General features: G+C 63.6%; 22 protein-coding genes. 10 read left to right on the forward strand and 12 right to left on the reverse strand.

Annotated features, from left to right (window positions below; all coding sequences use genetic code 11):
- From AB5Y95_RS18785 to AB5Y95_RS18820, 8 genes are all read left to right on the forward strand, one after another.
- Nucleotides 1-886, forward strand: an 886-nt coding sequence (locus AB5Y95_RS18785) for a class II D-tagatose-bisphosphate aldolase, non-catalytic subunit (protein WP_368161805.1), incomplete at its 5' end; no start/stop codon positions are given.
- A gap of 12 nt (nt 887-898) precedes the next feature.
- Nucleotides 899-2,068: an SIS domain-containing protein gene (locus AB5Y95_RS18790; protein ID WP_368161806.1), complete on the forward strand. Its 1,170-nt coding sequence runs from the start codon at nt 899-901 to the stop codon at nt 2,066-2,068.
- Nucleotides 2,068-2,541 carry a PTS N-acetylgalactosamine transporter subunit IIB gene (agaV, locus tag AB5Y95_RS18795; protein WP_005309404.1) on the forward strand — a complete coding sequence of 158 codons (474 nt, stop codon included), beginning with the start codon at nt 2,068-2,070 and terminating at the stop codon, nt 2,539-2,541. The genes AB5Y95_RS18790 and agaV overlap by 1 nt, the downstream gene beginning before the upstream one ends.
- Nucleotides 2,542-2,556: 15 nt before the next feature.
- Entirely contained in the window at nt 2,557-3,333 is a 777-nt protein-coding gene (gene agaW / locus AB5Y95_RS18800; protein ID WP_368161807.1) for a PTS N-acetylgalactosamine transporter subunit IIC, read from the forward strand.
- Nucleotides 3,323-4,201 carry a PTS N-acetylgalactosamine transporter subunit IID gene (gene agaE / locus AB5Y95_RS18805; protein WP_368161808.1) on the forward strand — a complete coding sequence of 293 codons (879 nt, stop codon included), beginning with the start codon at nt 3,323-3,325 and terminating at the stop codon, nt 4,199-4,201. The genes agaW and agaE overlap by 11 nt, the downstream gene beginning before the upstream one ends.
- Nucleotides 4,202-4,247: 46 nt before the next feature.
- The gene (agaF, locus tag AB5Y95_RS18810; RefSeq protein WP_010635027.1) at nt 4,248-4,682 is read left to right on the forward strand and encodes a PTS galactosamine/N-acetylgalactosamine transporter subunit IIA; all 435 of its coding nucleotides are present in this window, start codon (nt 4,248-4,250) and stop codon (nt 4,680-4,682) included.
- Nucleotides 4,683-5,882 (forward strand): N-acetylglucosamine-6-phosphate deacetylase, encoded by a 1,200-nt coding sequence (nagA, locus tag AB5Y95_RS18815; protein ID WP_368161809.1) that lies wholly within the window; start codon nt 4,683-4,685, stop codon nt 5,880-5,882.
- On the forward strand, nt 5,873-6,727 hold the full coding sequence (locus AB5Y95_RS18820) for a tagatose bisphosphate family class II aldolase (protein WP_368161810.1): 855 nt from the start codon (nt 5,873-5,875) through the stop codon (nt 6,725-6,727). The genes nagA and AB5Y95_RS18820 overlap by 10 nt, the downstream gene beginning before the upstream one ends.
- Before the next feature lie 125 nt (nt 6,728-6,852).
- Here AB5Y95_RS18820 and pdxJ read toward each other — a convergent pair whose 3' ends face one another.
- From pdxJ to rpoE, 10 genes are all read right to left on the reverse strand, one after another.
- A complete protein-coding gene (gene pdxJ / locus AB5Y95_RS18825; RefSeq protein WP_017779321.1) occupies nt 6,853-7,590 on the reverse strand; it encodes a pyridoxine 5'-phosphate synthase in 738 nt (245 codons plus the stop codon).
- A gap of 128 nt (nt 7,591-7,718) precedes the next feature.
- Nucleotides 7,719-8,429, reverse strand: a complete 711-nt coding sequence (gene recO / locus AB5Y95_RS18830; RefSeq protein WP_017779322.1) for a DNA repair protein RecO — start codon at nt 8,427-8,429, stop codon at nt 7,719-7,721.
- Nucleotides 8,430-9,329, reverse strand: a complete 900-nt coding sequence (gene era / locus AB5Y95_RS18835; RefSeq protein WP_005309385.1) for a GTPase Era — start codon at nt 9,327-9,329, stop codon at nt 8,430-8,432.
- Entirely contained in the window at nt 9,326-9,997 is a 672-nt protein-coding gene (gene rnc / locus AB5Y95_RS18840) for a ribonuclease III (RefSeq protein WP_005309383.1), read from the reverse strand. The genes era and rnc overlap by 4 nt, the downstream gene beginning before the upstream one ends.
- A complete protein-coding gene (lepB, locus tag AB5Y95_RS18845) occupies nt 9,998-10,921 on the reverse strand; it encodes a signal peptidase I (RefSeq protein ID WP_005309381.1) in 924 nt (307 codons plus the stop codon). It abuts the gene before it with no gap.
- Nucleotides 10,922-10,924: 3 nt separating this feature from the next.
- Nucleotides 10,925-12,718, reverse strand: coding sequence for a translation elongation factor 4 (lepA, locus tag AB5Y95_RS18850; RefSeq protein ID WP_005309379.1), 1,794 nt, complete (start codon nt 12,716-12,718; stop codon nt 10,925-10,927).
- Nucleotides 12,719-12,836: 118 nt separating this feature from the next.
- Entirely contained in the window at nt 12,837-13,298 is a 462-nt protein-coding gene (locus AB5Y95_RS18855; protein ID WP_005309378.1) for a SoxR reducing system RseC family protein, read from the reverse strand.
- A 93-nt stretch (nt 13,299-13,391) separates the two neighbouring features.
- Nucleotides 13,392-14,372: a MucB/RseB C-terminal domain-containing protein gene (locus tag AB5Y95_RS18860; RefSeq protein WP_368161811.1), complete on the reverse strand. Its 981-nt coding sequence runs from the start codon at nt 14,370-14,372 to the stop codon at nt 13,392-13,394.
- Nucleotides 14,373-14,390: 18 nt separating this feature from the next.
- Complete coding sequence (locus AB5Y95_RS18865) at nt 14,391-14,990, reverse strand: RseA family anti-sigma factor (protein WP_041203163.1); 600 nt, start codon at nt 14,988-14,990, stop codon at nt 14,391-14,393.
- Nucleotides 14,991-15,012: 22 nt separating this feature from the next.
- A complete protein-coding gene (gene rpoE / locus AB5Y95_RS18870) occupies nt 15,013-15,594 on the reverse strand; it encodes an RNA polymerase sigma factor RpoE (protein ID WP_005309371.1) in 582 nt (193 codons plus the stop codon).
- 182 nt (nt 15,595-15,776) lie between these two features.
- On the opposite strand from rpoE, the gene nadB reads away from it, so the two are divergent.
- Entirely contained in the window at nt 15,777-17,384 is a 1,608-nt protein-coding gene (gene nadB, locus AB5Y95_RS18875; protein ID WP_017786464.1) for an L-aspartate oxidase, read from the forward strand.
- Between the two features lie 193 nt (nt 17,385-17,577).
- On the opposite strand, the gene AB5Y95_RS18880 is transcribed toward nadB, so the two are convergent.
- Together AB5Y95_RS18880 and AB5Y95_RS18885 are read right to left on the reverse strand one after the other, a co-directional pair.
- Nucleotides 17,578-17,955 carry a protein YgfX gene (locus tag AB5Y95_RS18880; protein ID WP_017779326.1) on the reverse strand — a complete coding sequence of 126 codons (378 nt, stop codon included), beginning with the start codon at nt 17,953-17,955 and terminating at the stop codon, nt 17,578-17,580.
- A 19-nt stretch (nt 17,956-17,974) separates the two neighbouring features.
- A complete protein-coding gene (locus AB5Y95_RS18885; RefSeq protein ID WP_005309363.1) occupies nt 17,975-18,244 on the reverse strand; it encodes a succinate dehydrogenase assembly factor 2 in 270 nt (89 codons plus the stop codon).
- A 113-nt stretch (nt 18,245-18,357) separates the two neighbouring features.
- Between AB5Y95_RS18885 and ygfZ the strand changes: the two genes are divergently transcribed.
- On the forward strand, nt 18,358-19,263 hold the full coding sequence (gene ygfZ / locus AB5Y95_RS18890; RefSeq protein ID WP_368161812.1) for a tRNA-modifying protein YgfZ: 906 nt from the start codon (nt 18,358-18,360) through the stop codon (nt 19,261-19,263).
- The last annotated feature ends 1 nt before the right edge of the window (nt 19,264 follow it).

The following is a 19,264-nucleotide window of genomic DNA, read 5'->3' on the forward strand; positions in this document are numbered from 1 at the left end:
GGTGGCGGCGCGCGCCGCCCGGCTGGCAAACGTGGCCGAGCAGACCGCCACAGAGCAATTTGGCCACTGCGACCTGGTCTATGTGATTGGCACCGAAGTGCCGGTGCCGGGCGGCGCCCACGAAGAGCTGGCCGAGCTGGCGGTCACCACGCCGGAGGCGGCACGCCACACCCTGGCCGCCCACCAGCAGGCCTTCGAGCAGGCCGGGCTGGCCCAGCTCTGGCCAAGGGTGATCGGTCTGGTGGTGCAGCCCGGGGTGGAGTTCGACCATACCCACGTCATCGACTACCACCCCGAGCGGGCCGCCCCCTTGAGCCGGATGATCGAGGCCTATCCCCATCTGGTGCTCGAAGCCCACTCCACCGATTACCAGACCCCGGACGCCTACCGCCAGCTGGTGCGCGATCACTTCGCCATCCTCAAGGTCGGCCCCGCCCTCACCTTCGCCCTGCGCGAGGCGCTGTTTGCCCTCGCCGCCATCGAGGAGGAGCTGGTGGTGGCCAAGGCCTGCTCGGGCCTGCGCCAGGTGCTGGAAGAGACCATGCTGGATCGGCCCGACTTCTGGCGCAGCCACTATCAGGGCAGCCCCAACGAGTGCCGGCTGGCCCGTGGCTACAGCTACTCCGATCGCATTCGCTACTACTGGCCCGACAGCCGGGTCGACGACTGTTACGCCCGGCTGCTGGCCAACCTGGCCGCCGAACCCATTCCCCTGCCGCTGCTCAGCCAGCACCTGCCGCTGCAATACCGCAAGGTGCGTCAGGGCTCGCTCTCGGCCAATCCCCATGACCTCATTCTCGATCAGGTGCAGGAGGTGCTGCGCCAATACGCGGCGGCCTGCAGCGCCGCCCCCGCCAGCCACTCCCGGCTGACCCCGGTTGTATAAGGAGTTGTAGAGATGATCCTTGGTTATCCAGAAGAGACGCTGCGGTCGGCCAACGGCCTGGCCACCGCCCGTGAAATTCGCCAGCAACCCGCCACCTGGCTGGAGACCCTCACCATGGTGGAGGAGTGCCGCGCCACCATTGAACGCTTCCTGCTGCCCCTGCTGTCACGGGGCAACCTGCGGGTGATCCTGACCGGAGCCGGCACCTCCGCCTTTGCCGGCCGCGCCCTCGCCCCCTATCTCAGTGCCCGCCTCAACGGCCGTTTCGAGGCGATCGCCACCACCGACATCGTCACCGATCCGGGCGAATACCTGGCACAGGACTGCCCGACCCTGCTCATCTCCTTCGCCCGCTCCGGCAACAGCCCGGAGAGCGTGGCGGCGGTCGAGCTGGCCAGCCAGCTGCTGAGCGAGTGCCACCACCTGGTGTTGACCTGCAACGGTGAGGGGGAGCTCTATCGCCGCTGTCAGAAGGATGCCCGCTCCCTGGCGCTGCTGATGCCGCCCCAGACCCACGACCGCAGCTTTGCCATGACCAGCAGCCTGACCAGCATGATGCTGAGCTGTCTGGCGGTGTTTCTGCCACGCCAGTTCAACCCGATCGCCAGCCAGCCGCTCATCGCGCTGGGGGATGCCATCCTGCCCCAGGCCGAACTGAAGGTGCCCGAGTGGGATCGACCGTTGCCGGAGCGGGTCATCTACCTTGGCAGCGGCAGCCTACAGGGGGTAGCCCAGGAGGCGGCCCTCAAGCTGCTGGAGCTCACCGCCGGCCAGGTGATGGCCATGCACGACTCCCCCACCGGCTTTCGCCACGGGCCCAAGTCGGCCATCAATCGGCAGACCCTGATCGTGCTGATGGTGTCCAACGATCCCTATACCCGCCAGTACGACCTGGACCTGCTCGGCGAGCTGCGCCAGGACGGCCATGCCGCCCGGGTGGTCGCCCTGGCCGACCGGCCGGATCCGCTCATCAGCGCCGGCGAACACATCTATCTGCCCGCCCCCCTCAACGGTGACGACGCCGAGCTGGCGCTCTGCTACCTGCTCTACGCCCAGTACTACGCCTTCCACACCGCGCTGGTGCTGGGCATCACCCCGGACAACCCCTGCCCGAGCGGGCGGGTCAACCGGGTCGTGCAGGGGGTCAACATCTATCCGTTCAACCAGCAAGGAGGCGCCTGATGCCGAACATAGTGCTGAGCCGTATCGACGAGCGCCTGATCCACGGTCAGGTCGGCGTGCAATGGGTCGGCTTCGCCGGCGCCAATCTGGTGCTGGTCGCCAATGACGAAGTCGCAGAGGACCCCATCCAGCAGAACCTGATGGAGATGGTGCTGGCAGAAGGCATCGCAGTGCGCTTCTGGCCGCTGCAGAAGGTGATCGACAACATCGGCAAGGCCGCCGATCGCCAGAAGATCCTGTTGGTGTGCAAGAGTCCGGCGGACTTTCGCACCCTGGTAGAGGGCGGGGTGCCCATCCCCCGCATCAACGTCGGCAACATGCACTACGCCGACGGCAAGCGTCAGATCCACAAGACGGTATCGGTGGACGAGTCGGACATAGCGGCGTTTCGCGCCCTGCAGGACGCCCACGTCGCCTGCTTTGTCCAGGGGGTGCCGACCGAACCGGCACAGGACATTTTCAACCTCATCTAATTAAGGACAATTGTGATGGAAATCAGTTTGTTGCAAGGGCTCTTGCTGGGCATGCTGGCGTTCTTCGCCGGGCTTGACCTGTTCAACGGCCTGACCCACTTCCACCGGCCCGTGGTACTGGGCCCGCTGGTGGGCCTGATCCTCGGCGACCTGCCCACCGGCATTCTGGTGGGCGGCACCCTGGAGCTGGTCTGGATGGGGCTGGCCCCGCTGGCGGGGGCGCAGCCGCCCAACGTCATCATCGGCACCATAGTCGGCGCCACCTTCGCCATCACCACCGGGGTCAAGCCGGATGTGGCGGTCGGGGTCGCGGTACCGTTCGCGGTGGCGGTCCAGATGGGGATCACCTTCCTCTTCTCGGTGATGTCGGGGGTCATGTCCCGTTGTGACCGGATGGCGGAACAGGGGGATGTGCGCGGCATCGAGCGGGTCAACTACCTGGCACTGCTGGCGCTCGGTTCCTTCTACTTCCTGTGCGCCTTCCTGCCCACCTACTTCGGGGCCGAACACGCCAAGACCGCCATCGACGTGCTGCCTGCCCGTCTCATCGACGGCCTCGGCGTCGCCGGCGGCATCATGCCCGCCATCGGCTTCGCCGTGCTGCTCAAGATCATGATGAAGAACGTCTACATCCCCTACTTCATCCTCGGTTTCGTTGCCGCCGCCTGGCTCAAGCTGCCGGTGCTGGCCATCGCCGCGGCCGCCCTGGCCATGGCCCTGACCGATTTCATGCGCAAGGACCCGGCGTCACAAGCCCGCCCCATCCAGGAGGAAACTGAAGATGGCATCTAACAACACCGCCACCCGGCTGGCCCAGGCGACCGAGCCGCAACCGACCCGCACCGTCTCCGACGACGTCTACGAAGATCAGCACCTCGGGGCCGAGCTGACCCGCCAGGACATCAACCGCTTCGCCTGGCGCTCCCTGCTGCTGCAGGCCTCCTTCAACTACGAGCGGATGCAGGCCTCCGGCTGGCTCTACGGCCTGCTGCCGGCCCTGCAAAAGATCCACACCAATCCCAAGGATCTCTCCCGGGCGATGAAGGGGCATATGGGCTTTTTCAACACCCACCCCTTCCTGGTCACCTTCGTGATGGGGATAGTGCTGGCGATGGAGCGCTCCAAGCAGAACGTCAACAGCATCCAGAGCACCAAGATCGCGGTCGGCGCCCCGCTCGGCGGGATCGGCGATGCCATGTTCTGGCTCACCCTGCTGCCCATCTGCGGCGGCATCGGCGCCGATTTGGCGCTGCAGGGTTCCATCATGGGGGCGGTGGTCTTCTTCCTGCTGTTCAACCTGGTGCACTTCGGCCTGCGCTTCGGTCTGGCGCACTACGCCTATCGCATGGGGGTGGCCGCCATTCCGCTCATCAAGGCCAACACCCGCAAGGTGGGCCATGCCGCCTCCATCGTCGGCATGACGGTGATCGGCGCCCTGGTCGCCACCTATGTGCGGCTCGGCACCACCCTGGAGATCACCGCCGGCGATGCGGTGGTGAAACTGCAGGCGGACGTGCTCGACAAGCTGATGCCCGCCTTCCTGCCGCTGCTCTACACCCTGGCCATGTATGGGCTGATCCGCCGCGGCTGGAGTCCGCTGCGCCTCATCGTCATCACGGTCGTGCTGGGCATCGTCGGCAAGTTTGCAGGCTTCCTCTAATCCGGTGCCGGCACCAGGCCGGCCCTTTGCTGTAAAGGAACAGATTATGTTGGGCATCATCATTTGCGGACACGGCGGCTTCGCCAGCGGCATGGAACAGGCCATGTTGCAGATCCTCGGCGAGCAGGAGGCGGTGGTCGCCATCGACTTTCCCGAGTCCTCCACCACGGCCCTGCTGCAGGATCAGTGCGAAACCGCCCTGACCCAGGTGGAACGAGGGGATGGGGTGGTCTTTCTGACCGATCTGCTGGGGGGAACCCCGTTTCGGGTCGCCTCCACCCTGGCGCTGCGCCAGCCCGGGCGAGAGGTGGTCACCGGCACCAATCTGCAGCTGCTGCTGGAGATGGTGATGGAACGCGGCGAGCTGACCCCGTCCCAGTTTCGCGAACAGGCGCTGTGCTGCGGTCATCGCGGCCTCACCAGCCTGGTGGACGAGCTGGCGCGCGAGCGGGCCGAGACCCTGGCCGAGGAGGGGATCTAGATGGCAGAGCGGATCCGCGCCCGCCGCCTGCTGACCGAGCAGGGCTGGCTGGAACATCAGGTACTGACCCATGAGGGGGGCGTCATCACCGCCATCGGCCCCATCCCGGCCAACGACCCGGTGCGGGAGGTCGAGCTGCTGGTGCCCGCCCTTATCGATGGCCATGTCCACGGCGGGGCCGGCGTCGACGTGATGGACGAGGCGGCCGACGCCCTGGCCCATCTCTCCCTTGCCAAGGCGGCGGAAGGGGTGGGTGCCTTCCTCGCCACCACGGTCACCGCCCCGCTGCCCGCCATCCTCAGCACCCTGGGTCGCATCGCCGATGCCATGGCGAGCCCCCTGCCGGGCGCGCAACTGCTCGGCAGCTATCTGGAGGGGCCCTATTTTACCCCGGACAACAAGGGTGCCCATGACCCGGCCCTGTTCCGGGAGCTGGACCTGGCGGAGCTCGACCGGCTGCAACAGGTGGCGCGAGGCACCCTGAAAGTGGTCGCCCTCGCCCCCGAGAAGGCCGGGGCGCTGGCCGCCATCCGTCATCTCAAGCAGGCCGGCATTCGGGTGATGCTGGGTCACTCCGCCGCCGACCACGACACCACCATGGCGGCGTTGGCGGCGGGGGCCTCCGGGCTGGTGCACTGCTTCAACGGCATGCGCGGCCTGCACCACCGGGAACCCGGCATGGTCGGCGCGGGGCTGGTGCATCCCGGTGCCTGGCTGGAGCTCATCGCCGACGGCCACCACGTTCACCCGAGCGTGCTCAGACTCTGTCACTGCTGCGCCAGGGATCGCCTGCTGCTCATCACGGATGCCATGCGCGCCGCCGGCATGCCGGACGGCCACTACCTGCTCGGCGACTATCGGGTGGAGATGAAGGACGGGGTGGTGCGCACCGAAAGCGGCGGCCTGGCGGGCAGCACCCTCACCCTGCTCGGCGCCGTGCGCAACATGGTGCAGCTGGCCGGCGTGCCGCTGGAGGAGGCCATCCGCATGGCTTCGCTGGCACCGGCCAGGATGCTGGGGATGGAACATCGCCTCGGCTCGCTGGCCGTCGGCAAGCAGGCCAACCTGCTCGCCCTGACAGCGGAACTCAATCAACAACACATCTGGGTGGCCGGCCGGGAGATCCTCCCCGCCCCAACCCCGCTCTCTTTCCCTGAAGCTGGTGCCCGCCAGGGTGCCAAGGAGTCCTCATGTATCTGATCTCGTCCCACGAAATGCTTAAAGATGCCCAGCGCCGCGGCTATGCGGTGCCCGCCTTCAACATCCACAACCTGGAGACCGTCGAGGTGGTGGCTCGCACCGCCGCCAAGCTGAACTCCCCGGTGATCCTGGCCGCCACGCCCGGCACCTACCGCCACGCCGGGGTCGAGTACCTAGTTTCCATCTGCGCCTCGGCCGCCCACCAGTACCGCATTCCGCTGGTACTGCATCTGGACCACCACGAGGACGAGCAGGATATCCACTACAAGGTCGAGGCCGGCATCCACTCCGCCATGATCGACGCCTCCCACCTCTCGTTCGAGGAGAACGTCGCCAAGGTGCAGCGGGTCGTCACCTTCTGCCACCGCATGGGGGCGAGCGTGGAAGCCGAGCTGGGCCAGCTCGGCGGCCAGGAGGATGACCTCATCGTGGACGCCGCCAACGCCCATCTGACCGACCCGGACAAGGCGGCCGAGTTTGTGGCGCGCACCGGCATCGACTCCCTAGCCGTCGCCATCGGCACGGCCCACGGCCTCTACAAGGAGGAGCCGCGCCTGGACTTCGAGCGCCTCGCCGCCATCCGGGCCAGGGTAGCGGTGCCGCTGGTGCTGCACGGTGCCTCCGGCATTCCCGACCGGGACGTGCGCCGCTGCATCGAGCTCGGGGTGTGCAAGGTCAACGTGGCAACCGAGCTCAAGATCGCCTTCTCCGACGCCATGAAGGCGTTCCTAGCCTCCAACCCCGATGCCAGCGACCCGCGCCAGTATCTGGTGCCCGCTATGGCCGCCATGGAGGAGGTGGTCGCCGCCAAGATCCGCATGTGCATGAGCGACGGCAAGCTCTGAACATCGCAGGAGGCAGTGCAAGTCTGACCGCCACCGACCTTTCCATCATGCTTGGTTACAACAAAAAGGGACGCCGTGGCGTCCCTTTTCTCTTCGTATGGCGGGGCTCAGCCCCTGCCGACAGATCAGATCCCCTGACGGGCTTCCTGCATCAACAGGCGCATGTCGCTGACCGCCTTGGCCAGGCCGTCGAAGGCAGCACGGCCGATGATGGCGTGGCCGATGTTGAGCTCATAGAGCTCGGGGATGGCGGCGATGGCCTTGACGTTGTGGTAGTGCAGGCCGTGGCCGGCATTGACCTTCAAGCCCTTGCCGGCGGCATAGGAGGCACCGGCGGCGATGCGCTTGAACTCGGCGTTGCGTTCGGCATCCGTGGTGGCATCGGCGTAGCGACCGGTGTGGATCTCGATGAAGGGTGCACCGCTCGCGGCGGCCGCATCGATCTGGATGGGGTCGGCATCGATGAAGAGCGACACCTGGGCGCCGACGGCGGCCAGACGGGTCACCGCATCGGTCACCTTGTCCAGCTGGCCGGCCACGTCCAGGCCCCCCTCGGTAGTCACCTCGGTGCGCTTCTCCGGCACCAGGCAGACGAAGTGAGGCTTGATACGGCAGGCGATGCCGACCATCTCCTCGGTCACCGCCATCTCCAGGTTCATTCTGGTCTGGATGGTCTGGCGCAGGATCTCCACGTCACGGTCGGTGATGTGGCGGCGATCTTCCCGCAGGTGCACCGTGATGCCATCCGCACCGGCCTGCTCGGCCACGAAGGCGGCCTGTACCGGATCCGGATACTGGGTGCCCCGGGCATTGCGCAGGGTGGCGATATGATCGATGTTCACACCCAGATAGATTTCGCTCATTGACGACTCCTTGAAGCTCTTCACTGTTAACTGTGCAGCTGGCGCCTAGGCGCCAGCGCCGATATCCGTATGTCACGTGGGGGGTTGCAGGTTGCAACCCGCGGCAGAGGCACAAGGCCGGCAGGCGTTCAGCCCTGGCCTGCGCCTCTGCGCTTTAAAAACAGCTCCCGGCTCTTCAACTGACGCCGTCCCAGATAGGGTTGCAGCGCCAGCCGGCTGAAACGCTTGGCCGCCTGCAACAGGGGGGGAGTATCGAAGCGCCCCTCGGCAAAGGCCAGCAGGTGCGCGCCGAGAAACAGGGTACGGGGATCCGGCGCCCGCTCGCAAGCGACAAAGCCCAACTCCCGCTCGAAGCCGTAGAGCAGGGTTGGCTCAATTGGCGACTCGTCATCCGCCGTGTACTCGAAGTCCACCGCATAACCCAGCGCCTGCAACAGCAGGAACTCGAAGCGGCGCAGCGGCAGCTCCGGCGTCTCGCCGTCGGCCAGCGCCATGATGGCGCGGGCATAGGCATCGAACACCTCGGGGAAGGGGGTGTGCGCTTCCAGCAGGTAGTAGACCAGCTCGTTGAGATAGAGGCCGTAGAAGAGGCGATCGCCACCGAGGCGCAGGGAGTGATCCGGGCACTCGACCTGGGTGAGATTCTTGAGATCCCCCTTGCCACGCCAGGCGATGGTGAGCAGGGTAAAGGGTTGCAACAGCCCCTTCAGAGGCGAGCGTGGCCCGCGAGAACCGCGAGCCACCAGGGTAAAACGGCCACTATCCTGGGTGAAAACCTCGACCAGCTGGCTGGTCTCCCGATAGGGCCGACTGTGGATGACGAAAGCCGGGGTCAGCAATCAGTCGTCGCCATAGCCGAGACTGCGCAGGGCGCGCTCGTCGTCAGCCCAGCCGGACTTGACCTTGACCCACAGCTCGAGGTGCACCTTGTTTTGGAACAGCCGTTCCATGTCGATGCGGGCCTCGGTGCCGATGGTCTTGATCTTCTCGCCCTTGTTGCCGATGACCATCTTCTTCTGGCCTTCGCGCTCCACCAGGATCAGGCCGTGGATGTGGTAAAGGCCGTTCTCTTCCACCTTGAAGCGCTCGATCTCCACCGTCACCGAGTAGGGCAGCTCCTCACCGGTGAAGCGCATCAGCTTCTCGCGGATGATTTCGGAGGCCATGAAGCGGGAGGAGCGGTCGGTCACGTAATCTTCCGGGAAGAAGTGGACGTTTTCCGGCAGCAGATCCTTGGCCCACTCGCGGATTTTCTCCACGTTGGTGCCCTTCTCGGCGCTGATGGGCAGGATGTGAGAGAAGTTCATCTGCTGGCCCAGCCACTCCAGGTGGGGCAGCAGATCCTCTTTCTCTTTGACGTTGTCGATCTTGTTGACCGCCAGCACCACGGGACACTTGAGGTTGCGCAGTTTACCCAGCACCATCTCGTCGTCTTTGGTCCAGTGGGTGCCGTCGACCACGAACACCACCATGGCCACGTCCCCCAGCGAACTGGTGGCGGCGCGGTTCATCAGGCGGTTGATGGCCCGTTTCTCTTCAATGTGCAGACCCGGGGTATCCACGTAGATGGTCTGATAGTTCTCCTCGGTGTCGATCCCCAGGATCCGGTGACGGGTAGTCTGGGGCTTCTTCGAGGTGATGCTGACCTTCTGGCCAAGCAGCTTGTTGAGCAGGGTGGACTTGCCCACGTTGGGGCGGCCCACGATGGCGACAAAGCCGCAATAAGTGCTATCTGTCATGACAGTTTTTCCAATGCTTGCTGCGCAGCGGCCTGTTCGGCCTTGCGACGGCTGGTGCCGACCCCGACCAGCGGACCATCCAGGCCTTCCACCTCACACTGGACGGTGAACTCCTGGTTGTGGGCTTCGCCCTTGACGTTGGTCACTGTGTAGGTCGGCAGGGATTTGCGGCTTCCCTGCAGAATTTCTTGCAGACGGGTCTTGGGATCCTTCTGCTCTATGCCCGGCTTGATCTCGTCCAGGCGGCTGGCGTACCAGCCCAGCAGCAGGGTCCGTACCGTCTCAAGATTGGTATCCAGATAGACGGCACCGATCACCGCCTCGACCGTGTCGGCCAGAATGGATTCACGGCGAAAACCGCCGCTTTTCAGCTCGCCCGGCCCCAGGATCAGGTGATCCCCGAGGTCGAACTCCCGGCCCAGTTCGGCCAGGGTCTTCTCGCGCACCAGGGTGGCGCGCATCCGGCTGAGATCCCCTTCCGCCGCCTGCGGGAAGCGGTGGAACAGATCGTCGGCAATCACCAGACTCAAAATGGAGTCACCCAGAAATTCCAGTCGCTCGTTGTGACGGGAGCCGGCGCTGCGGTGAGTCAGCGCCCGGGTCAGCAGTTCTTGATCCTGAAAGACATGCCCGAGACGGGACTGCAGTCTGTTCATCTTGATATTCATTTACTTGATTCCGCCAATGCGGTTGAAGCGCACCCCTGTCGGTACCCAGCTCGGCAGCAGGGAGCCTTCTTCGCGCTCGAATTCAAAACTTATCCAGATAGCGACCGCCTTGCCCACCAGGTTCTGCTCGGGCACGAAGCCCCAGAAACGGCTGTCGGTACTGTTGTCACGGTTGTCCCCCATGACGAAGTACTGACCTTCCGGTACGACCCACTCGTCGGGGTAGGTGCCGGGCTGGCGGTAGTAACGGCCGACCATATCGGGCATCAGCGGGTTGCGCAGGGTCTCGTGAGACACCTCGCCCAGCTGCTCGGTATAGCGGTCAAGCGGGATCCCCATCTGGGTAAATTCACCCCTTTGTTCAAACTTGACGTCGAGCTTCTGGAAGCCCGGGCACGTTTTCCCTTCCTGTTCCTCGCATTTGGGCCGGATCATCAGCTCCTTGTTGCGATAGATGACCCGATCCCCCGGCATGCCGACTACGCGCTTGATGTAGTCCACCCGGGTATCCAGCGGATACTTGAACACCACCACGTCGCCGCGCTTGGGTTCACCGGTCTCGAGAAACTTGGTATTGGTCACCGGATCCTTGAGGCCGTAGGCAAACTTCTCCACCAGGATGAAATCGCCCACCAGCAGGGTGGGCATCATGGAACCAGACGGGATCTGGAACGGTTCGAAGATGAAGGAGCGCAGGATCAGTACGAGGGTGATGACCGGGAAGACCCCGGCGGTCTGTTCGATCCAGACCGGCACGGGGGCCACCTTGGCCAGGGTTTTCTCGTCCAGATGGGCGCCGCCGTGGGCACGGGCCACGGCAATCTTGGCGGCCCGCTGCTTGGACCAGATCATCTTGTCCAGACACCAGATAACACCGGTGATCGCGCAGACCACCACCAGGATCAGGGAAAACGTGCTTGCCATCTATTAATCCTTTCCGACGTGGAGAATTGCGAGGAAGGCTTCCTGCGGCACGTCGACACGGCCCAGAGACTTCATCCGTTTCTTGCCTTCTTTCTGCTTGTTCAGCAGCTTCTTCTTACGACTCACGTCACCACCGTAGCACTTGGCGGTCACGTCCTTGCGCAGGGCCTTGACGGTACTGCGAGCGATGATCTGGTTGCCGATGGCAGCCTGGATGGCGATATCGAACATCTGGCGCGGGATCAGCTCGCGCATCTTCTCCACCACCTGGCGACCGCGGTACTGGGCGTTCTCCTTGTGGGTGATGATGGCCAGGGCGTCGACCCGCTCGCCGTTGATCATGATGTCCAGACGGACCATGTCGGAGGTTTCGAAACGCTTGAAGCCGTAGTCCAGCGAGGCGTAACCGCGGCTGGTGGACTTGAGGCGGTCGAAGAAATCGAGCACCACTTCCGCCATCGGGATCTCATAGGTCAGTGCCACCTGCTTGCCGTGGTAGACCATGTTGGTCTGCACGCCGCGCTTCTCGATACAGAGGGTGATCACGTTGCCCATGTACTCCTGCGGCAGCAGGATGTGACACTCGGCGATCGGCTCACGCATCTCCTTGATGCTGGTGATGGCGGGCATCTGGGCCGGGCTGTCGATGTGGATGGTGGTGCCGTCGGTCTGCTCGATCTGGTAGACCACGGTCGGCGCCGTGGTGATCAGATCCAGATCGTACTCACGCTCCAGCCGCTCCTGGATGATCTCCATGTGCAGCATGCCGAGGAAGCCGCAACGGAAACCGAAGCCCAGTGCGGTGGAACTCTCCGGCTCGTAGAACAGGGAGGCGTCGTTGAGCGACAGCTTCTCCAGTGCATCGCGGAAGGACTCGTAGTCATCGCTGGAGATGGGGAACAGACCGGCATAAACCTGCGGCTTCACCTTCTTGAAGCCAGCCAGCGCCTTCTCGGCACCGTGTTTGGCCAGGGTCAGGGTATCGCCCACCGGCGCGCCGTGGATGTCCTTGATGCCGCAGACGACCCAACCTACCTCGCCGCAGCCCAGACCGTCGGTATCCACCTGCTTGGGTGTGAAGATACCGATACGATCGACACCCCAGGTCTGGCCGGTGCTCATTACCTTGATCTTGTCGTTCTTCTTGAGCGAACCGTTCTTGATCCGCACCAGAGAGACGACGCCCAGATAGGAGTCGAACCAGGAGTCGATGATCAGCGCCTGCAGCGGGGCATCCGGATCCCCTTCCGGAGACGGGATCTTGGCCACGATCTCTTCCAGCACCAGATCGACACCGAGGCCGGTCTTTGCGGAGCAGCGCACCGCGTCGACCGCGTCGATGCCGACAATGTCCTCGATCTCTTCGGCAACCCGCTCTGGCTCGGCGGCCGGCAGGTCGATCTTGTTCAGCACCGGCACCACTTCCAGGTCCATTTCCATGGCGGTGTAGCAGTTGGCCAGAGTCTGTGCCTCAACCCCCTGGCCGGCATCCACCACCAGCAGTGCCCCTTCACAGGCCGCCAACGAGCGGGAGACCTCGTAGGAGAAGTCCACGTGGCCCGGGGTGTCGATAAAGTTCAGCTGGTAGGTGTTACCGTCTTGTGCCTGGTAGTTCAGGGTCACACTCTGTGCTTTGATGGTAATGCCGCGCTCGCGCTCCAGTTCCATGGAGTCAAGCACCTGAGCCTGCATCTCGCGGTCGGACAGGCCGCCACAAGTCTGGATCAGACGGTCCGACAGGGTCGATTTACCGTGGTCGATGTGCGCAATAATCGAAAAGTTACGAATGTGTTTCATCGAGCAAGAATCACTCAAAATTAGGTTAGGGCCGGATATGGAGGCAGGATTTTACTGGATAACCCGGTCGACGGCCAATCTTTAGTCGACGAAGCACCAGAAATAGCGGCCTGCACGGTCAGGAGAGGTGGCGGGTGGGCAAGACCACACCCAGCATGCGGGGACCATAGGCCCCCTGATCGAGCCGGTTGGAAAAGTAACGAACCAGTGAAAAACCGACGAGGCCCCCCAGCAGGCAGCAGAGGATGGTGACCCCCTCCCCCGCAGAGAGCAGGGGGGCCAGCCAGAGTTGCCCCAGCAGGGCCCCCGCCAGCAGACAGAACAGTGGCAGCACATAGACCAGCGCGGCCCCCTGCAGGATGCTCGCCTGGGGAATGCCGAGCCTCACCTGCTGGCCGACGCTCACCTCGGCGGTGAGCGCCACCCGCAGTCGCTGCGCTTTCAATGGAAACGCCTTGGCCACCGTGCCGGTGCCGCAGTTGGACTGTTGATGACAACCGCTGCAGGCGGAGCGCCGTTCGCACTCCACCCAGGCATGTTCTCCATCAATGGCCACCACGGTCGCCAGCTCTTCGCTCATTCCACTCACAAGACGGTTCCACAATAACGAAAGATAGATTGACCCAATCTGAACACGGCTGCCGGCCTTGGGCAAGCAGCCGCGTCTGACGGCTTACTGTACGGCCTCGTTGCGGGCCAGCGGCTGCACCGATTCGGCAATCCGCTTGGCGGTCTCGGCCGGCACTTCCCCGACCACGGTTATCTCGACCCCTACGTCATTGACGAAGCTCACCAGCGAGGTGGCGCCCTGGCGGATCAGCTGCTGACGCACCGCCTGCTTGGGATCGACCCGGGCCACGTAGACCGAGAGATCCACCAGCCCGTCGGAGAGCATCATGTAATCCACCGGCAGACTGGTAGTCACCAGCTGGTGACGATCCCGGGAGAGCACCTTGAAGCCTTCAGGCAGCCAGGTGAGGTGCCAGTTCAGCTGCTGCTGCGGCGCCGGATAGGCATCTTCCAGCGCCAGCGCCTGGGGCAGCTTGCTGCTGGCCAGCTTCACCAGCCAGGGAGCCGGCGCAGGGAGCCGATCCAGATCCACCCCCAACACCTGCTCCACCAGATTTCCTTCCCGATCCACCATATCCACCCGCAGCAACAAGCTGCTCTGCTCGTCAATCCAGAGCACGAAGCCGTACTTGTCGGCCTCCTTGGGCACCAGCCGCACCACCTGTGCCACCAGCCCGGCAGCCCGGCTGCGGCCGGCCAGCACAGGATCATAGCTCTCCAGCACCCGTGGCAGCGGCATTCTCACCAGGGTGACCCACACGCCGGGGAAACGCGCCCCCTTGAGGGTGTAGGGTTCATGGGTATTTTCAAAAAAGGTGTACTCGTCCTGGCGCTGCAGGTACTCGATGGTCTTGCCATCGAGGTAGCTGAGGTGAGCCACCTCCTTGCCATCGATCACGCCGTGGCTGAAGCGGATAGGCTCGAGTCGCCCCTGCCGGGCCTTGACCATGGACAATTCGAAATTCTGTTGCGAGACGGCACTCTGCATCTGCTGCAACAAGGCCTCGGCCGACTTGTCGTCGGCCGAGGCCTTGGCACTGATCAACAGGAGAGAGGCCAGCAAAATACGGCTGGACTGGCGCACGTTCTGATCCCTAATCCGTTATTCCTGAATCTGCTTGTCTTGCAGCAGACGCTGTTGCAACTGGTGGTCGCGCAGGAAAGCGTTGATGCGCTCGCGCTGCTCCTGCATCTGCTGTTCGCTCAACCCCTGCTGACGCTGGGTCGCACGATTGCCGTCCTGCGGATAGTGCACGCTCACCGGCGAGGCACTGCCACCAACGGGGATAGTGTTGAGTACCGGGTTGGTCGGCACACCGTCCTGCCCCTGATACTGCTGCACCCCGAAGATGACAGCGGCAGCGACCGAGGCGGCGATGGCGTATTGCCCTACCTGCTGGCCGGCGCGGCGCAGGAACGGCACTATGGTGGCGGTCTTGGCGGTACCCGGCTGCGGTGCGGCAGGTTTGCTCTCCACCGGCTTGGGCGCCAGTATGGTAGGCTCATCTTCCAGCGCAGCCATGATGCTGTCGCTCAGATCCAGTTGCAGATTGACCGGCAGGTCCCCCCGCATGGCATCACCAATCAGGTGGTAACGAGACCAGGTCTCTTGCAGAGCCGGATCCGTTCCCAGCTCGTTCAGAACCTCAACATCGCTCAAGTCACCGTCCATCAGGGCCGAGAGTTGCTCTTTATTTGCCATAAGTTAACCTGTCTTTCCCCAGTTAATTCTCGATCAGAGGTTGCAGCTTTTTATCGATTGCTTCCCTCGCCCGGAAGATGCGGGATCTCACCGTACCCACCGGACAATCCATGATTTCGGCAATCTCTTCGTAGCTCAGCCCTTCCAGTTCTCGAAGGGTGATAGCTGTCCTCAAGTCTTCCGGCAAAGCTTCTATGGCAGAAAACACGGTGCGCTTGATCTCGTCGGTCAGCGTCAGGTTTTCCGGGGTGGCCACCTCTTGCAAGGCTTCGCCACCGCCATAGTATTCTGCCTCTTCTGCCTCTACGTCACTGCTGGGCGGCCTGCGCCCCTGAGAGGTCAGATAATTCTTGGCCGTGTTCACGGCAATCCGGTACAACCAGGTGTAAAAGGCGCTCTCGCCACGGAATGTCGGCAGCGCGCGGTAAGCCTTGATGAAAGCCTCCTGCGCCACATCCGGTACATCGCCCGGATTGTTGACATACCTGGCCACCAGGTTGACCACCTTGTGCTGGTATTTTTTTACCAACAGGTTGAATGCATTTTTATCGCCACGCTGGACCCGTTCAACCAGCTGTTCGTCCAGTAGATTCTGGTCGCTCATCAGAGCCGTAAAACCCCCATCAGGTTATCGTTTTTCTTTTCCGGCCCTTCCTAAGCGCACAAGTTCAGACAGGAGGAATCAGGGAAAGTTCGCTTGCATTGAAAAAAATGTGACGCAGGCTGCATCACCACCCTCGCTTGGGCTACCATGGTGCCAGTTCTTAATCCAGGCCAATGATACTTATGAAAGCAAGTGTTGAATACCTTTGCGACGTACTGATCATTGGCAGCGGTGCCGCCGGTTTGTCTCTCGCGTTGCGATTGGCAGACCAGGCCAAAGTCCTGGTTCTGAGCAAGGGGCCCATCAGTGAAGGGGCCACTTTCTATGCGCAAGGAGGCATCGCTGCCGTGTTCGACGAGACCGACAGCATCGAATCCCACGTGAGCGACACGCTCAACGCCGGGGCCGGGTTGTGTGACCCGGCCGTGGTGGAGTTCACCGCCCGCAACGCCCGCGACTCCATCCAGTGGCTGATCCAGCAGGGGGTCCCCTTCGATCAGGAGGAGGACGCCGAGGGCGAATCCCACTATCACCTGACCCGCGAAGGGGGCCACAGCCATCGCCGCATCTTCCACGCGGCGGATGCCACCGGCAAGGCGGTGCAGCTCACCCTGATCGACCAGGTGCGGGCTCACCCCAACATCCAGCTGATGGAGCGCTTCAACGCGGTCGACCTTATTACCACCCGCAAGCTGGGTCTGCCGGGCAACCGGGTACTGGGCGCCTATGTCTGGAACCGCAACGCCGAGCAGGTCGAGGTGATCCGCGCCCGTTTCGTGGCGCTGGCCACCGGTGGTGCCTCCAAGGTGTACCAGTACACCTCCAACCCGGACGTCAGCTCCGGTGACGGCATCGCCATGGCGTGGCGCGCCGGCTGCCGGGTGGCGAACCTGGAGTTCAACCAGTTCCACCCCACCAGCCTGTTCCACCCCGATGACCCCAACTTCCTGCTGACCGAAGCCCTGCGCGGCGAGGGGGCTTACCTACGTCGCCCCGACGGCAGCCGCTTCATGCCCGACTTCGACGAGCGGGCCGAGCTGGCCCCGCGGGACATAGTCGCCCGCGCCATCGACCACGAGATGAAGCGGCTCGGTGCCGACTGCATGTATCTGGACATCAGCCACAAGCCAGCCGATTTCATCATCAAGCACTTTCCCACCATCCATGAGCGCTGCCTCGCGGTCGGCATCGACATCACCAAGGAGGCGATGCCCATCGTCCCTGCCGCCCACTACACCTGCGGTGGCGTGATGATCGACAACAACGGCCAGACCGACATTCCCGGCCTCTACGCCATCGGCGAGGTGACCTACACTGGGCTGCATGGTGCCAACCGGATGGCCTCCAACTCCCTGCTCGAATGCGTGGTCTATGCCCATCAGGCGGGGGCCGACATCCTGGCCAAGCTACCGATGAGCGTGGAGCCGCCCCGTCTGCCGGTGTGGGACGAAAGCAAGGTGGAAGATTCGGATGAACTGGTGGTGATTCAGCACAACTGGCACGAGCTGCGGCTGATGATGTGGGACTACGTGGGGATAGTGCGTACCAACAAACGTCTGGCCCGCGCCAAGCGCCGCATCGACCTGCTCAAGCAGGAGGTGCAGGAGTACTACGCCAATTTCCGGGTCTCCAACAACCTGCTGGAGCTGCGCAACCTGCTGCAGGTGGCCGAGCTCATCGTCAACTGCGCCCTGCAGCGCAAGGAGTCGCGCGGCCTGCACTACAACCTGGACTACCCGGACATGCAGCCTGACTCCAAGCCGACCGTGCTGACACCGGAGCGGGATTGATCTTTTCGCTCAGCAATGAGCCTGAAGGTCCCGCGGCCTGCACTGCTGCAACCCGGACTATCCGGACATGCAGCCGGACTCCAAGCCGACCGTGCTGACGCCGGAGCGGGACTAACCTCTGCCGCAAGCAACAAGCAGTAACACCAAGATGACCTCGCTCCGGCGGGGTCATCTGTTTTATGGGGAAGAGAGGCTAGCGGGTCGGCTGGGAGAAGTGGATGGCGCGAGCCAGCGTGCGGTAGTGGGCCGGTGCCAGCGCATCGCTGAACAGCCAGAGCCGGCTGGCGGGACGCTCCAACGCTACCAGCTGCAGCCAGAGTACCCCGGGCCAGATGCGGCTACCCGCCCCCAGCTGATAACGGTTGCCCTGCCAGCTGAGCCACTGCCCGTCCCACTCCAGCACGCCGGTCATCCGGCTCGTGTCGAGCCAGGCTCGCCACAACCCCAGACCCCAGCAGGGTAGCAACAGTGCCCACTGCCAGCCGTGGATCAGGGCGGCCAGCGGCCACAGGATCAGCAGAAACAGCGACAACAGCAGCAGACGCTGCTGTCTGGAGACGGTGACGGGCATCGACACCCGTACGGATGGATCAGCGCTGGCGATCGTGACGGGCCTGATTGCGTTCCAGGATCAGCGGGATCATGGCGGCGAAGGCGGGGTCTTCCGGCACGCCGTGGCCCATGCTCCAGCGGAACAGCTCCGGATCCTCGCACTCCAGCAGGCGGATAAAGGTCTGCTGATCGGCCTCGCTCAAGCCATCGAACTCGTGCTCGAAGAAGGGCATAAAGATCACATCCAGCTCGAGCATGCCACGGCGGCAGGCCCACTTCAGGCGGGATTTTTCAATTGGGCTCAACATGGAACTCTCCTTACAAAGACCCGGCGATGGTACCAGCTGGATTTTCCGGCTGACAAACATTCCTTACGTCTTTACCATGCAGGTCACATACTTTCTGTCTCTGGAATGCCATCGTGAGCCTGCCAATCCTTCCTGCCGAGCCAACCCTGTTCCCTCTGACCGATCTGGCCATCACCAGCCTGAGCGGCCCGGATCGCGCCAAATACCTGCAGGGTCAGGTCACCTGTGACGTCAACGCCCTGCAGCCAGGCCAGCACACCCTGGGCGGCCACTGCGATCCCAAGGGCAAGCTGTGGAGCGATTTTCGCCTGCTCTGCCTGAGCGATCGCCTGCTGATGCTGACCAAGCCGTCGGTACTGGCCCGCCAGCTACCCGAGCTCAAGAAGTTCGCGATCTTTGCCAAGGTCGAGATCAGCGAAAATCACGGCCAGGCGGTCGGCGTGGCCGGTCAGGGAGCCGATGGCTGGATCGCGGGGCAATACGACCTGCAGCAGAGCGGCCTCATCGAGGGTGGCATGGCGGTGCGGATCGAAGCCGATCGCTGGCTGCTGATCAGCGAACAGCCGCTGGCGCTAACCCTGCCCAGCGGCCCCGAGTCGCTCTGGTGGGGACTGGAGATCAAGGCCGGCATCCCCCATCTGGAGGCGGTGCATCAGGGTGAGTACATTCCCCAGATGCTCAACCTGCAGGCGCTCGATGGTATCAGCTTCACCAAGGGCTGCTACATGGGGCAGGAGACGGTGGCCCGCGCCAAGTATCGCGGCGCCAACAACCGCGCCCTGTTCGTGCTGAGCGGCACCGCCACTACCCCGGTTACCAGCGGCGACACCCTGGAGATCCAGCTCGGTGACAACTGGCGCCGCAGCGGCATGGTGCTCAACGCCTGGCAGCAGGATGGCGAGCTGTGGCTCACCGCCGTGCTGCCCAAGGACACCGAGGCCGACGCCCGCTTCCGGCTCAAGCAGGAAGAAGGCTCAAGCCTGACACTGCAGCCCCTCCCCTATCAGCTGACCGAGTAAG

This window comes from Aeromonas sp. R5-3, from assembly GCF_040908225.1.
Classification (GTDB): domain Bacteria; phylum Pseudomonadota; class Gammaproteobacteria; order Enterobacterales; family Aeromonadaceae; genus Aeromonas; species Aeromonas dhakensis.